Origin of the sequence: Chitinophaga sp. CCNWYY40 (genome assembly GCF_037483205.1) — a bacterium.
GTDB lineage: Bacteria > Bacteroidota > Bacteroidia > Chitinophagales > Chitinophagaceae > Chitinophaga > Chitinophaga ginsengisegetis.
In genome coordinates this window covers 383302-399077 of sequence record NZ_JBBHLF010000005.1, presented here as the reverse complement: position 1 = coordinate 399077, position 15776 = coordinate 383302, and the positions used below count along the sequence as shown (strand labels likewise).

13 protein-coding genes are annotated in these 15776 nt (G+C 45.9%); 11 read left to right on the top strand and 2 right to left on the bottom strand.

What is annotated here, in order from left to right; all coding sequences use genetic code 11:
- Window positions 1–2: 2 nt before the first annotated feature.
- Both purN and V7S65_RS20675 read right to left on the bottom strand, forming a co-directional pair.
- The gene (gene purN / locus V7S65_RS20680; protein WP_079471711.1) at window positions 3–578 is read right to left on the bottom strand and encodes a phosphoribosylglycinamide formyltransferase; all 576 of its coding nucleotides are present in this window, start codon (window positions 576–578) and stop codon (window positions 3–5) included.
- 56 nt (window positions 579–634) lie between these two features.
- Window positions 635–1387 carry a copper resistance protein NlpE N-terminal domain-containing protein gene (locus tag V7S65_RS20675; protein WP_336387767.1) on the bottom strand — a complete coding sequence of 251 codons (753 nt, stop codon included), beginning with the start codon at window positions 1385–1387 and terminating at the stop codon, window positions 635–637.
- A gap of 449 nt (window positions 1388–1836) precedes the next feature.
- Here V7S65_RS20675 and V7S65_RS20670 point away from each other — a divergent pair, with 449 nt between their 5' ends.
- The 11 genes from V7S65_RS20670 to V7S65_RS20620 all read left to right on the top strand — a co-directional run bounded on the left by V7S65_RS20670 (window position 1837) and on the right by V7S65_RS20620 (window position 15711).
- The gene (locus tag V7S65_RS20670; protein ID WP_336387768.1) at window positions 1837–3102 is read left to right on the top strand and encodes a c-type cytochrome; all 1266 of its coding nucleotides are present in this window, start codon (window positions 1837–1839) and stop codon (window positions 3100–3102) included.
- Between the two features lie 70 nt (window positions 3103–3172).
- Window positions 3173–6241 (top strand): TAT-variant-translocated molybdopterin oxidoreductase, encoded by a 3069-nt coding sequence (locus V7S65_RS20665; RefSeq protein ID WP_079471713.1) that lies wholly within the window; start codon window positions 3173–3175, stop codon window positions 6239–6241.
- A 109-nt stretch (window positions 6242–6350) separates the two neighbouring features.
- Complete coding sequence (nrfD, locus tag V7S65_RS20660) at window positions 6351–7787, top strand: NrfD/PsrC family molybdoenzyme membrane anchor subunit (RefSeq protein ID WP_079471714.1); 1437 nt, start codon at window positions 6351–6353, stop codon at window positions 7785–7787.
- Window positions 7788–7835: 48 nt separating this feature from the next.
- A complete protein-coding gene (locus tag V7S65_RS20655; RefSeq protein WP_079471715.1) occupies window positions 7836–8429 on the top strand; it encodes a DUF3341 domain-containing protein in 594 nt (197 codons plus the stop codon).
- An 83-nt stretch (window positions 8430–8512) separates the two neighbouring features.
- On the top strand, window positions 8513–9112 hold the full coding sequence (locus V7S65_RS20650) for a c-type cytochrome (RefSeq protein WP_079471716.1): 600 nt from the start codon (window positions 8513–8515) through the stop codon (window positions 9110–9112).
- Window positions 9113–9155: 43 nt separating this feature from the next.
- Complete coding sequence (locus V7S65_RS20645; protein WP_079471717.1) at window positions 9156–10361, top strand: quinol:cytochrome C oxidoreductase; 1206 nt, start codon at window positions 9156–9158, stop codon at window positions 10359–10361.
- A gap of 63 nt (window positions 10362–10424) precedes the next feature.
- Window positions 10425–11477, top strand: a complete 1053-nt coding sequence (locus V7S65_RS20640; protein ID WP_079471718.1) for a cytochrome c oxidase subunit II — start codon at window positions 10425–10427, stop codon at window positions 11475–11477.
- Window positions 11478–11589: 112 nt separating this feature from the next.
- Window positions 11590–13401 carry a cytochrome c oxidase subunit I gene (locus V7S65_RS20635; RefSeq protein ID WP_079471719.1) on the top strand — a complete coding sequence of 604 codons (1812 nt, stop codon included), beginning with the start codon at window positions 11590–11592 and terminating at the stop codon, window positions 13399–13401.
- A gap of 125 nt (window positions 13402–13526) precedes the next feature.
- Window positions 13527–14426, top strand: a complete 900-nt coding sequence (cyoE, locus tag V7S65_RS20630) for a heme o synthase (protein ID WP_111577089.1) — start codon at window positions 13527–13529, stop codon at window positions 14424–14426.
- Between the two features lies 1 nt (window position 14427).
- A complete protein-coding gene (locus V7S65_RS20625; protein ID WP_227024432.1) occupies window positions 14428–15009 on the top strand; it encodes a cytochrome c oxidase subunit 3 in 582 nt (193 codons plus the stop codon).
- Window positions 15010–15036: 27 nt separating this feature from the next.
- A complete protein-coding gene (locus tag V7S65_RS20620; protein WP_079471722.1) occupies window positions 15037–15711 on the top strand; it encodes a cytochrome c oxidase subunit 3 in 675 nt (224 codons plus the stop codon).
- Window positions 15712–15776 lie beyond the last annotated feature (65 nt).

Below are 15776 nucleotides of genomic sequence, written 5' to 3'. Positions count from 1 at the left end.
TGTCAGCTTTCAGAACTGGTCAATAATCGTTCCACAATTACCGGAAACCATTGATGTTCCAGCGCCTGTACTTTGCGTGCTACTGACTCGGGCGTATCTTCCGGTGTGATGATAATTCGTTCCTGCAGGATCGTTTCTCCGTCGTCGTATTTCTCGTTCACAAAGTGGATGGTGATGCCACTTTCTTTTTCTCCGGCAGCTATAACCGCTTCGTGCACAAAATGTCCATACATCCCTTTTCCGCCAAATTTTGGTAACAGGGCCGGGTGGATATTGATAATGCGGTTAGGAAAAGCCTGTACCAGGTTGGCGGGGATTTTCCATAGGAAACCGGCCAGCACTACCAGGTCGATCTTTTGTTCTTTTAATAATTGGATATATTTATCTGAATGGAGGAACGCCTCCTTTTCAATGAGTATACTGGTAATACCTTCGCGTTCGGCAATCTGTAAAACACCGGCTCCGGGTTTGTTACAAACGATTACGGTAACCCTGGCCTTATCTGACTGTTTGAAATGATCTATAATTTTCTGCGCGTTGCTTCCTGCACCCGATGCGAATATGGCAATATTTTTCAAAGTCTCTTACTGTTTGAGTAGGGTACAAAAATAGACAATTTAGCAGGGATTTAAAGTTATTTGAGATATTCCCCGCAGCCCTGGTATGTTTTGTCTTTCACCTGTATCTGTACGGTATTGGGTTTCATCAGGCCGCTCATATCGTCGGTACAAACGGTATTGCGGATACTTATCGTGATATCCGGGGTGGTGTATACCTTTAAAGTATCGGTATTAGGCCTGGCCGGGGGGAGGGTAACCTGGAGGCTGTCGCCATTAACGTTGTTGAAACGTATTTTTTTGTTATCAAGGTCGAGGCTCCAGAAGGGTTCGTTGCCACTGGCGGTGAACCGGATGCCGGCTTTCGACTTTTCGGCGAGCAGTTGCCTGCGGTCGCCGCCCTCTACCGGCTTGAGGATATAATTGCTGGCCAGTACTCCTTCGATCCGTTTGCCTTTGGTATCGAGGAGGAGGAGTTTCCCTTCGGAGGCGAGGAAGGAGCTGCTGTCGGTTTTCTTCTGAAGCATTACGGTGGAGTCGGAGGTTTGTTTCCAGGTGCCGGTTTCCACGGAGGCTATCCCCTGTCCTCTTCCCTGGTAGGCCACCAGTTCATGAAAGGTATGATCATCAAACAAACTGATCTGGTAGTCCATACCGGGGCAGTCGGCGCACGGAAGGGTACCCTGGAAGGTGCCGGTGATAACGGTGGGGGTAGCTGTACCCGGCGTGGTATGTTGCGTGGTGCTATCGGTTTGGGTGGTGGTGGTGGTATTATTGTTACAGGCCACGAAGGCGGTAAGCAAAACGGGGAGTATGATACTTTTTTTCATGGGAGCGATTTTTTGATGGCAGATTGAACATTCTGGTCCGCCGGCAGGTTATTAAGGTAAAAATAACAACTCTCACAGAAATTAACTGCGCTGACAGATAATATATTATATTGTGTGTTAAAGGATATAGGGGACCACTATTTGATTTTCATCTGCATATATTATAATTATATCCCCGCAAACCTTGCCCCACGTTATGATGTAGACGTGCGCCCACAGAGGAATTAAACTTTCAATCAAAATAATAAGTTTTGAAAGGAAATAATAGGTGAAGCGTTTAAATAGGCCAGCAGAAAGACTTCCAGCTCAATCGTTGCTCAAAAAAGAGGTTGAAAACAGCATTCTATAAGACAATAATTTTTTTTAATTGTTGGTAAATTGTCAACATTCTGTCTTATTTTTGCTGGCACTTTTAAGAAACTTTAGGTCAAATCTAAACTATATAGGCTGTGTATCGTCGTGTTTCCATTCTTTTGCGCAAGCATTTTGTGAGTGTGCTTATTCTATGCGCTAGTATAGTAATTCCGTTTTCTTCTGTTAAGGCAGCGGATCCAGCGAAGGGTAAAGCATTATTCCAAACAAACTGCGCTTCCTGCCATAATGTCCATAAGAAGCTGACAGGTCCTGCATTAGCGGGGGTAGAAGATCGCTGGCCCGATAAGAAATTATTGCACCAGTGGATCCACAACTCTGCTTCTGTACTGGCTACAGGGGACAAATATGCCAATGACCTCTTCAATCAGTACAACAAGACAGCGATGACCGCTTTCCCTCAGTTATCAAATGAGGAGATTGACGACATCCTGGCTTATGTAAAAGTTGAGCAAGCGAAAACAACTGGTCCAAAGGAGACTCCAGGAGACCCAGTTGCTGAAGACAAAGGCAATGACAACAGTTTACTGTTTGGTATCATAACACTGATCCTCGCAGTAGTAGCGCTGATCCTCATGCAGATCAACAGCAATCTGAATAAGCTGGCTGGTGATAAAGAAGGAGTTCCTACTCCGGACCCTGTTCCTTTCTACAAAAATAAAGCTTACCTGGCGCTGATCATCCTGGTGCTGTTCATGGTAGGCGGTTACTTCACTATTCAGGGTGCAATCGGCCTGGGTCGCCAGAAAGACTATATGCCGGAGCAACCTATCTTCTACAGCCATAAGGTGCACGCAGGTATCAACCAGATCAACTGTTTGTACTGCCACGCCGGTGCTGAGAAGAGTAAACACGCAATGATCCCTTCTGAAAATATCTGTATGAACTGTCACAAGGCCATTAAGGAATACTCCGGTCCTGAGCTGACAACTGCAGAAGGTAAGAAGGTAGATGGTACTGCTGAAATTGCAAAATTATACGATTACGTAGGATGGGATCCTGAAGCTGGTAAATATACCAAGCCAGGCAGACCAATCGAATGGACTAAAATCCACAACCTGCCTGACCACGTTTACTTTAACCACTCTCAACACGTGGTTGCCGGTCAGCAACAATGTCAAACCTGCCACGGTGCCATCACCGAAATGGATGAAGTACATCAGTTCTCCGATCTCTCTATGGGATGGTGTATCAACTGTCACCGTACTACCAAAGTGCAGTTTGCTGACAACAACTATTACAGCATCTTCGAAAAGCTTCATCAGGATATTAAAGATAAGAAGATCGATAGCGTAACAGTTGAGATGGTAGGTGGTACTGAATGTCAAAAATGTCACTACTAGGAAGGATTTAGAGAGATTTTCTCTTAATCAGAAGATATCAAAATTTATAAACGTAACTCGTTAATATAACATGGAGCAAAAAAAGTATTGGAAAGGCTTGGAGGAGTTGCACAATACCGATGCGCATCAGGAAATTGTGAAGAACGAATTCAGTGAAGAACTTCCGTTCGAGAGTGAAGGCCTGTTGAATGCTACTACCCCCCGCAGGGATTTTCTGAAATATCTGGGGTTCACCACCGCTGCTGCCGCTATTGCTGCCAGCTGTGAAACACCGGTTAAGAAAGCGATTCCGTATGTAAACAAACCGGAAGAGATCACCCCGGGTGTAGCCAATTATTATGCTTCTTCTTATGCCATTGATGGCGAATATGTACCGGTTGTGGTGAAAACCCGCGAAGGTCGTCCCATCAAACTGGAAGGGAATACTTTATCAGCTATCACACAGGGCGCTACATCCGCCAAAGTACAGGGCGCTGTATTAAGCCTGTATGATACTGCCCGTCTTCGTTTCCCATCTATCGGTGGTACGGAAACAACCTGGGCAGAACTGGATAAACAAATAGGTGCAGCACTGGCCGGATTAGGCGGTGCTCCTGTTGTTTTATTAAGCGCCACTTTACTCAGCCCCACTACTAAAAAAGTGATCGGCGAGTTCCTGGCAAAATATCCAAACTCCCGCCACGTAGTATACGATGCAGTTTCCTACTCAGGTATGCTGCAGGCAAACGAAGCCTCTTACGGTAAAAGAGTTGTTCCTTCCTACCACTTTGAAAATGCCAAAGCGATAGTGAGTTTAGGAGCAGACTTTATCGGAACCTGGCTGAACCCGGTTGAATATGCCCGCCAATTTGCTTCTACCCGTAAGATCAATGCACAGAAACCCGAAATGTCCAAACTTTTCGCGTTCGAAAGCCATATGAGCCTTACCGGTGCAAATGCGGACGAAAGATATACACACAAACCTTCTGAAACCGGTGCAGTAGCACTGGCACTGCTGGCAGCAGTTGGCGGCAGCGTAACCGCTCCGGCTATTGCTGACAAACGTGTAGCAGATGGTATCAAGAAAGCGGCAGAATCACTGAAAGCAAACGCTGGTAAAGCACTGGTAGTAAGCGGTTCTAACGATGTAAACGTACAGATCATTGTAAACGCCATCAACAACATCGTTGGCGCCAATGGTACTACCATCGACTTCGCTTCTCCTTCCAACTACCGTCAGGGTATCGACAGCGATATGACCAAACTGGTAAGCGATATGAACGCAGGCAGCATCGGTGCTGTACTGGTTTATGGCGCTAACCCTGCTTACGACTACTTCGAATCCCAGAAATTCGCAGAAGGTCTGAAGAAAGTGAAGATCGCGGTATCCTTCAACGACAGAAACGACGAAACAACTGAACTGTGTAAATATGTAGCTCCTGATCATCACTTCCTGGAATCATGGAATGACGCTGAAGGAAGAGCAGGTTACTATAGCTTCGCTCAGCCTACTATCCTGCCGCTGTTTAAAACACGCGCTATACAGGATACGCTCCTCACCTGGTCTGGTAACACTACCACTACCTGGGCTGACTACCTGAAAAATGAGTGGATCAGCAAACTGGGCGGACAGGAAGCATGGGATAAAGCATTACAGGATGGTATTGTTGAACCAGCTACTGCTCCTGCATTAGGTGGTGCTGCATTTGCCGGTGATATTGCCGGTGCTGCATCCAAAATCAGCAGCGCTAAGAAAGGTGGTAAACTGGAGCTGGTGCTGTATGAAAAAGTAGCTATCGGTACCGGCAGATCTGCCAACAACCCGTGGTTACAGGAAATGCCTGACCCGATTACCCGTTCTACCTGGGGTAACTACGCCTGTATCTCCAACAAACTGGCTAAAACTTTCTCTACCCAGTTAGGTGATGATTACGAAATCAATGCAGAGAAGAAAGTACTGAAAGTTAAATCCAACGGTAAAGAAATCGAACTGCCGCTGCTGATTGTTCCGGGTATGCACCCTGAAGTAATCGCTATCGCAGTAGGTTACGGCCGTGGTAATAACGTAGGAAGAGCTGCTGCCGGTATCGGTAAAAATGTTTATCCTTTTGTTAGCTTCAACGGTCAGAACTTTGACTACTTCACTACTGACGCATCTGTAGAAGCTACCGGTCAGAAAGAAATTGTTGCTTTAACACAAACACATAATAGTTACGAAGGTCGTCCGATCGTTAAAGAAACTACCCTGGAAGAGTTCATCAAGAACCCTAAAGAGGTAAACGAAGACAGACTGGAACTGAAGAAATTTGGTCCTGACTTCCGTAAGGATGCTACCCTCTATCCTAACTACAGCTACCCTGGTATCAAATGGGGCATGTCTATCGACCTGAACACCTGTTTTGGTTGCGGTGCCTGTACAATTGCCTGCCAGGCAGAGAACAACGTTTCTGTTGTAGGTAAAGAAGAAGTGGCGAAAGCACATGAAATGCACTGGATCCGCATCGACCGTTACTTCAGCGGTGATGAAGAAAATCCGGAAGTAGTGTTCCAGCCGATGCTGTGTCAGCATTGCGATAACGCACCTTGCGAAAACGTTTGTCCGGTTGGAGCAACCAACCACAGCTCTGAAGGTATTAACCAGATGGCTTACAACCGTTGCATCGGTACCCGTTACTGCGCTAACAACTGTCCTTACAAAGTACGTCGCCTGAACTGGAGAGACTGGAATGGTGCTGACAGCTTTGAAAACAACCTGTACGATGTGGCTGATATGAACGATAACCTGACCCGCATGGTACTGAACCCGGATGTAGTGGTTCGTAGCCGTGGTGTGATGGAAAAATGTTCTTTCTGCGTACAACGTTTACAGGAAGCGAAACTGGATGCGAAGAAAGCTGGTCACCCATTGAAAGATGGAGCCGCTAAAACCGCCTGCCAGCAAGCTTGTGGCGCTGATGCGATCGTATTTGGTAACATCAACGACAAGAACAGCGAAATCTATAAGATTCGTAACGAGCAGCAGGTAGACAGGATGTACTATGTGTTGGAAGAAACACACGTACTGCCATCTATCAGCTACCTGGCGAAGATCAGAAACAAGGATGCCGCTCCTAAAGCAGAAAAAGAGTCTGCTCACAAGGAAGAAGCGCACCACGCGTAATGATCTTAACCGGTAATCGTTAAGAAAAAGACAGAAAGAACAGAATCTGAGATCATAACAAAAGACAAGGGCTAGTAGCTAGAAGCTAGCAGCTAAAAGCTTATAGAATATGCATTTAAAATACGAATCCACACTGAGAGAACCTTTGGTAGACGGGGTTAAGGATTATCACCAGGTAACGGAAGATATCATTAGTCCCATTGAAGGGAAGCCTGGAAAACTGTGGTATGTAGGCTTTTTCATCTCCCTGACACTGTTGGGCTTTGGTGCCTTTTCCGTGTTCTGGCAGATCTATTTCGGTGTAGGAGTATGGAATCTGAATAAAACCATCGGTTGGGGTTGGGACATTACCAACTTCGTATGGTGGGTAGGTATTGGTCACGCCGGTACCCTGATTTCCGCGATCCTCCTCCTGTTCCGCCAGGGTTGGCGTACAGGGGTGAACCGTGCGGCGGAAGCGATGACGATCTTCGCGGTAATGTGCGCCGGTCAGTTCCCGATCATTCACATGGGTCGTGTATGGATGGCGTTTTTCATTCTGCCTTATCCAAATACCCGCGGTCCGGTATGGGTTAACTTTAACTCTCCGCTTCTCTGGGACGTATTTGCGATCTCTACTTACTTTACCGTATCCCTCCTGTTCTGGTACTCTGGTTTACTTCCGGATTTCGCTACCGTTCGTGACAGGGCTAAGACTAAATTACGCAAGTTATTATATGGTGTAGCTGCTTTTGGCTGGACCGGTTCTACCAAACACTGGCAACGTCATGAAGCGCTGTCGCTGGTACTGGCAGGTTTATCCACTCCACTGGTACTGTCTGTACACACGATCGTATCTTTTGACTTTGCGACTTCTGTAATTCCCGGTTGGCACACTACCATCTTCCCTCCCTACTTCGTAGCGGGTGCGATCTTCTCCGGATTTGCGATGGTACAAACGTTGCTGATCATTACCCGTAAAGTATTACATCTCGAAGAATATATTACCCTGGGTCACATGGAAGCCATGAACAAGGTAATTGTGTTAACGGGTTCCGTAGTAGGTTGTGCTTACCTGACTGAGTTATTCATGGCATGGTACGGCGCTAACCCTTACGAGTTCGCCACTTTCTTCAAATACCGTGCTGCCGGTCCGCTGGGTTGGTCTTACTGGATCATGATGACCTGTAACGTAATCACTCCGCAGGTGTTCTGGTTCCGCAAAATGAGAAGAAATGTAATGGTGACTTTCGTAATGTCTATCATTGTGAACATCGGTATGTGGTTTGAGCGTTTTGTAATCATCTGTACTTCACTGTACCGCGATTACCTGCCATCCAGCTGGGCTTACTATCGTCCGTCCTGGCCTGAAGTAGGTTTCTACATGGGTACTTTCGGTTTGTTCTTCACCTGCTTCTTCCTGTTTGCTAAATACTTCCCGGTAATTGCGGTAGCTGAAATCAAGGCTGTCCTGAAAACTTCCGGTGAGAACTACAAAGAGAAAATGGAAGTTTACGAAGAAGAGAGTGCTGAGAAATTTGCGCACGACGTGGCACATGCACACTAAAAGACGAATTAAGAGAACTAATTACCTGGAATTTGAATTTTTAAATATATGGCTGTTAAAAAATTTGTTGTAGGCTTGTTTGACGATGAGGCAGTGTTGTTTCCGGCAGTAAAGAAAGTACGCACTGCAGGATACAAATTGCACGATGTATACACTCCTTTTCCTGTTCACGGCCTCGATCATGCAATGGGTTTAAGAGAAACCAGTCTGCACACAGCCGGTTTCATATATGGTATCACTGGTACTACTACAGCATTATCCTTCATGAGTTGGGTATTTAATGTAGACTGGCCGCTGAACATTGGTGGTAAACCACATTTCCCGCTGCCTGCTTTTATTCCGATCACCTTTGAGCTGACCGTATTATTTGCGGCGGTAGGTATGGTGATGACTTTCTGTTATCTGTGCCAGTTAATGCCGGGTGTGAAGAAACACATCTTCCATCCAAGACAAACAGACGATAAGTTTGTGATGGTAATAGAGCTGACAGAGAAAACCAATGCGGAAGAAGTAAAGAGCTTCCTCGCTGCTGCAGGTGCGCAGGATATCAATGAGCAGAAGGCTGAAGCAGGATGGTGGTTCGGAAGGTACGATAAGGATGATGAGCCTTATCTCCGTAAGATTCAGACCGCAAACGCTTAATTAAAATAACAGCTAAAACATACCGTTGCGACATTAGGATTTGAGCAAGCAAGAACTAATGAAAGCTAGATAAATAATTTCTGATGAAAAGGACTTCCAACATATTGATTGTAGCCGCATTGGCAACTGGAGCTTTCCTGGCAGCCTGTAACAGGGGGGAGCATAACAGAAAGCCCGGCAGGATTTATATGCCAGACATGTATGAATCCCGTGCGTATGAATTTTACAGTGCTCGTTTGTCAGGCCTGAAGCCAGTGGAAGGAACAGTAAAAAGAGGAGAACTTTTGCCATACCATCTGAAAGAATCAGATACGGCACTGGCTAATCTGGTGAAAAATCCATTAACTATTACGCCGTCTGATCTTAAAGAAGGCGAACGTTTATTTAATATCTACTGTGGTATCTGTCATGGTACTGCATTAGATGGTAATGGTCCGCTGTACAAAGGTGGAGATGGACCTTATCCTGCAGCTCCTGCCAACCTGGTTGCCGGTGCAAAATCCGGTTACACAGAAGGCCGCCTGTTCCATGTAATGACTTATGGTTATAACATGATGGGTAGCTATGCGAGCCAGCTCGACAGAGACCAGCGCTGGAAGATTGCTGCTTATATCAAGAGTAAACAGCCAGGTGCTGCCGCCCCGTCTGCCGCTCCTGCTAACGATAGCACTGCAGCTAAATAAATGAGTTAAACTGAATTTCAATCAAGTATTTTAATATACAGTAATGAAAGACCAATTTGTAGTACCGGCAAGATTAAAAAAGACCAGCTTCGTGTTAATGGGCGTGGGCTTGCTGACGTTATTGATCGGATTAATTGCGTTTCAAGGTGAGAACGCGACACGGTTTTGGGCCGGTCTGTTGCAAAACAGCAGCTTCTTTTTGCTGATTACATTGGCGAGCACCTTCTTTATAGCTGCTACTACCCTGGCACATGGTGGCTGGCAGATTGCTTTCCGCCGTGTACCTGAAGCTATTTCAATGGCCGTTCCCGTTTTGTCCGCCATTTTATTTGTGATTGTAATGATCCTTGTTTTTGGTGGAAAAGAGGATATCTACCACTGGGTAAACGCACACCACGTGGCAGAGGATAAGATCCTGACCTGGAAATCTGCTTTCCTGAACAAAGGATTCTTTACCGTAGCAACTATCCTGACACTGGGCCTCTGGATCTTCTTTACCCTGAAGCTCCGCAGAATGTCTATCGAAGAAGATGGATGGGATCTGCGTCCTGAAACAGGCCGTAAATTACTCTGGAGAAATACCGTTGTATGCGGTGGCTTCCTGGTAGTATTTACCCTGAGCGTTGGATCTACCACGCCATGGGTTTGGTTAATGAGTATCGATGCACACTGGTTCTCTACCATGTACAGCTGGTACACTTTCGCCAGCACCTGGGTATCCGGTCTGTCGCTGATAGCACTGTTCGTAGTATATCTGAAAAAACACGGTTATCTCACTTATGTAACTGAAGAACACCTGCACGATCTGGGTAAATTCATGTTTGCATTCAGCATCTTCTGGACTTACCTCTGGTTCTCCCAGTACATGCTGATCTGGTACGCCAACATGCCGGAAGAAACTGAATACTTCCAGCCGCGTGTTTGGGGCCAGTGGAGACCAATCTTCTTCCTGAACCTCCTGATCAACTTTGTTACTCCGTTGTTGTTCCTGATGAAAAGGGACACCAAACGTAACTATACTGCCATTGTTTTCATCGCTATCGTGATCATCTTCGGTCACTGGCTGGATTTCTGGCAAATGGTTTATCCAGGCACCGTTAAAACCCTGGTATTCCCTTGGTATGAATTCGGACTCGGACTTGGTTTCGTAGGACTGATCATCTTCCTGGTATCTAACCAGCTGACTAAAGCTGCACTGGTTCCGAAGAATCATCCTTACCTGAAAGAAAGTATCATTCACCACACCTGATTGGGTGATCAAGGAGATTAGGCAAAAGAAAAGCATTAGATAACTTAATTATTTCATATAGCAATGTCAGGATTTTTAGCAGTCTTAGTTGTTGTTCTCATATTCATAGTCATCTTCCAGATTGCGAAGGCGAGCGAATATGTGTCCATATTGAAGGGAGAAAAGAAAGCGCGCGAGCAAAGCAACCGTATAAATGGTTTCCTGCTGATTGCATTCCTGGTGCTGGGGCTTATAGGAGTGTACTGGTGTAACGATTTGCTGAAAGGCAAAATCCTGGGCGAATCTGCATCAGAACAGGGAGAAGGCGTTGATACCCTTATTTATGTAACACTTGCCATCACTGGTGTGGTGTTCGTGATTACCCAAATTGCTTTATTCTGGTTTGCATTTAAGTACCAGGAGAAAGAAGGCCGTAAAGCATTTTACTTTCCGCATAATAATAAACTGGAAGTTATCTGGACCGTTATCCCGGCTATCGCCTTAACCATACTGGTGGCTTTCGGTTTGAAACACTGGTTCCAGCTCACTTCAGAAGCGCCAAAAGACGCTGCTGTGGTAGAAGTAACCGGTAAACAGTTTAACTGGATCTTCCGTTATCCTGGTAAGGATGGCGCACTGGGTCGTCGTGATATTAAAAACATCGATCCTTCCGCCGGTAATGAACTGGGTCTGGACTGGAACGATCCTTTGAACAAGGATGACTTTATGCCTACCGAACTGCACCTCGTAGTTGGTAAACCGGTAAAGTTCATCATCGGTTCCCGCGACGTAATCCATGATGTGGGTTTACCTCACTTCCGCATGAAAATGGATGCGGTTCCCGGTATCCCTACCACCCTGTGGTTTACTCCTAAGTTCACTACCAAACAGATGAAGGAAAAAACCGGTAACCCGGACTTTACATTTGAAATTTCCTGCGATCAGATGTGTGGTAGCGGTCACTACTCCATGAGAGGCGTGATAGTTGTGGAAACTCAGGAAGAATATGATAAATGGGTAGCTTCCCAGAAATCAACGTATAGCCTGACACACGCTGACACTGCAGCTCCGGCTGCGCCTGCCGGCGAAGCGAAAGCAGATAGCACACAAAAAGCAGTAGCTGCCAATATTCAGTAAGCTGTAATTTTGCGTAGAAGAATTTTTGACGGAGTACAATTAAAAACAATAAAGACAAACTGACAAACGACGATACTTCCCGGGCGTTAGTTTATAATAAACCGAACCGATTATGAGTAACGAAGCAACATTGCACAGTCAACAGGAGGTAATGCACGGAGCGCATGATCATCATGATCATGAGCACCACCATGAAGACAGTTTCATTTCGAAATATGTGTTCAGCATGGATCACAAAATGATCGCCAAACAATTCCTGATTACTGGTATCGTTTGGGCTATCATTGGTGCTTTCTTCTCTGTACTGTTCCGTTTGCAACTTGGTTTTCCTGATGCCACTTTCCCCTGGCTGGAAAGCATCCTGGGTCATTGGGCTAAAGGTGGCCGCATTACAGCGGAAGCTTACTATGCATTGGTAACAATGCACGGTACCATCCTGGTATTCTTTGTATTAACGGCCGGCTTGAGCGGTACCTTCTCCAACCTGCTGATTCCTTTGCAGGTAGGTGCACGTGATATGGCCTCCCCTTTTATGAACTGTTTGAGCTACTGGTTCTTCTTTTTGGCCAGCCTGGTAATGATGGCTTCCCTGTTTGTTCAAACAGGCCCTGCTTCCGGAGGTTGGACAATGTATCCGCCGCTGAGTGCACTGGGAGACGCTTCTATCGGTTCTAAAATAGGTGTGGATCTTTGGTTAACCAGCATGGCGCTGTTCGTTGTTTCGCAGCTGCTCGGTGGTTTGAACTATATCTCTACCTTATTGAATATGCGTACCAAAGGTATGGCGATGACCAAAATGCCTTTGACTATCTGGTCATTCTTCTTCACTGCCGTATTGGGCGTATTGTCTTTCCCTGTATTGCTGTCAGGTTTCATCCTGCTGCTCATGGATCGTCACGCTGGTACCAGCTTCTACCTGTCTGATATCTTTATCGCCGGTAAAGCACTGGCAAATGAAGGTGGTAGCGCTATTCTCTATCAACATTTATTCTGGTTCTTAGGTCACCCTGAGGTATATATCATCATCCTCCCTGCGATGGGTATGGTTTCTGAAGTACTGGCGGTAAGTTCCCGCAAGCCTATCTTTGGTTACCTGGCGATGATCGGTTCCCTGTTCGCAATCTGTATCCTGGCCTTCCTGGTTTGGGCGCACCATATGTTCGTAACAGGTTTGAATCCGTTCCTGGGTGCATTCTTCGTACTCTTAACCTTATTGATTGCGGTACCATCTGCCATCAAGGTATTTAACTGGATCACTACTATCTGGAAGGGTAATATCAACTTTACGCCTGCTTCCCTGTTCTCTATCGGTTTTGTGAGCACTTTCATCTCCGGTGGTTTAACAGGTATCTGGTTAGGTAACTCTTCTATCGATATTCACCTGCATGATACCATGTTTGTGATCGCCCACTTCCATATTGTAATGGGTGTATCTGCGTTCTTTGGTATGTTTGCCGGTATCTACCACTGGTTCCCTAAAATGTATGGCCGTTTCATGAACCAGACCATTGGTTATATCCACTTCTGGGTAACCATGATCGGCGCTTACCTGATCTTCTGGCCTATGCACTACGAAGGTATGGCGGGTATGCCAAGAAGGTACTATGATGTATCCGGCTGGGCTTCCTTCAAACAGTTTGGTGGCCTGAACGAGTTCATCACCATCGTGGTAATCCTCGTATTTGCGGTACAGCTGCTGTTTGTGTTCAACTTCTTCTACAGCATTTTTAAAGGTAGAAAGCTGACCACTCAGAATCCGTGGAATGCAACTACCCTGGAATGGACTACACCTATCCATGCCGGTCACGGTAACTGGCCTGGTGAAATTCCGGAAGTATATCGCTGGGCTTATGACTATAGCAAGGATGGAAGAGATTTCATTCCGCAAACTGAGCCTATCGGACCTAATGAATCAGCGCACTAAAATATAGTTCGGAATTCCGGCAGGAAGATACCTTTCGCATGAAAAATCTTCCTTCCGGGATTTTGTTCACTGTGATGTTTGTAAATTTGTTCCGGACTTAAACCCGGAATGTGGCTAGAAAAAAAATGTTGCAAGAAAACTCCATAAAATTGTCGTCATCATATGCGGTAGCAAGCAAGGTGAAAGATTACTCTCAGCTAATGAAGTTTAATCTCACCTTTATGGTGGTATTTTCATCTGTGGTTGGTTACCTGCTGGTGCCCGGCGTGGAGTTTAACTTAGTAAAAGTTCTTTTATTATTTGCAGGTGGTTTGCTGGTTTCCGGATCAGCCAATACCATTAACCAGATCTGGGAGAAGAATACAGATAAACTGATGGCGCGCACCGCTGTTCGTCCATTGCCTTCCGGGCGTATGCACGACAACGAGGCGATTGCCCTGGCTGTGATAACGGGTATTGCGGGTCTCCTGGTAATGGGGTACTGCTTTAACTGGTTGAGTGCTGCATTGAGCGGAGTGTCTTTGGTGTTATACGGTTTTGTGTACACACCCTGGAAAAAATGGAATTCTCTTGCCGTACTGGTAGGGGCTATTCCAGGTGCCATGCCTCCCCTGATCGGTTGGGCAGCCGGCGCCAACAACCTGAGCGAAGGTGGCTGGTCGTTGTTTGCTATCCAGTTCCTGTGGCAGTTTCCGCATTTCTGGGCAATTGCCTGGATTGCGTATAAAGACTATACCAGGGCAGGCTTCAAAATGCTGCCGGGCAGCGGAGAGCCCAACAAGTACACCGCCATACAGGCTGCTATGTACACGTTGTTGCTGATCCCAGCCGGCGTAGCACCGTACCTCCTGAAGATCACTGGAAGCATTTCTGCGATAGTGGCCATTCTGGCGGGTATTTTCTTCCTTTACAGGGCCATTAACCTGTACAGAAAGAATGATGTTCCTGCAGCAAGAAAGCTCATGTTCGGATCTTATATTTATCTGACAATTGTTCAGCTGGTACAACTGCTGGACAAAGCGTAAAATGAAAAGAGGAGTGATGGATACTATGACATTAGAACAACGTAAGAAAATACATCCGCATAAATATTCCTTATGGATCGCCATGGGTAGTATTACCATGATGTTTATCGGGTTTACGAGTGCTTATATTGTTAAAAGATCCCAGGCAAACTGGCTGGCATTTGAACTGCCGCACATTTTCTGGATATCCACTGCCGTAATTTTAACCAGCAGCTTAACTATACACCTGGCTTTAAAGCAGTTCAGGGAAAGGAATATGCAGCGTTACAAGCAACTGATCACCCTTACAGCATTTTTGGGTGTGGCGTTTGCAGCCTGCCAGTGGATAGGATTTTCACAATTGAAGTCGGTAGGACTACCCCTCAACGGGCCAGTTTCCGCTTCTTTTATTTATGTTATCGTAGGAGTGCACATGCTGCACGTTTTGGGTGGTGTAGTAGCACTGCTCATTATGTTTGGCAGGGCTTACAGAACCCGTGTACGGACCTATAGCGCAGTTCCCATTGAAGTAGCCGCAACATACTGGCATTTCGTGGACGTACTGTGGATTTACCTGTTAATTTTTTTAAGTATCGCCAGATAAACTTTGTAAAATTTTATAAAACAAACAATGGATACAGCAGTTACAGCGAAGAAAAAATGGTGGGCCGGAGGATATTCTCCCTTTAATGTGAGCTATGGTAAGTTGATGATGTGGTACTTCCTGATGTCAGATGCGTTCACATTCGGCGCATTGTTGATTTCATATGGTACCATCCGGTTTTCCAGCCCATCCTGGCCTGATCCGAATGAGGTGTTCCGCTCCTTCCCTGGCATGGGCCATGCCAACTTGCCGTTGGTATTTGTGAGTTTGATGACCTTCATTCTCATCATGAGTTCTGTAACCATGGTACTGGCGGTACATGCCGGTCACATGAGAGATAAAAAAGCAGTGGCCAAATGGATGCTCTGGACCATCGTTGGTGGTATCGCGTTCCTGAGCTGTCAGGCATGGGAATGGACACATCTGTATCACGAAGGCGCATGGTGGGGTCGTAATCCTTTCCTGAACGTTGACGGTACACTGGCATCTACCAACTTTACCAACTTCTTCTTTACCATTACCGGTTTCCACGGTTTACACGTAACTTCCGGTGTGATCCTGAATATCGTTATCCTGGCCAACGTACTGAAAGGTACTTATGAGCACAGAGGTCACTACGAAATGGTAGAAAAAGTAGGTTTATACTGGCACTTTGTAGATCTGGTTTGGGTATTCGTATTCACCTGTTTCTACCTGCTCTGAGCCAAAGGCAAGCAGAATAGTACAAGGTTTGTTGTTGATTATTTGGAATCTGATTTTTAGAATTT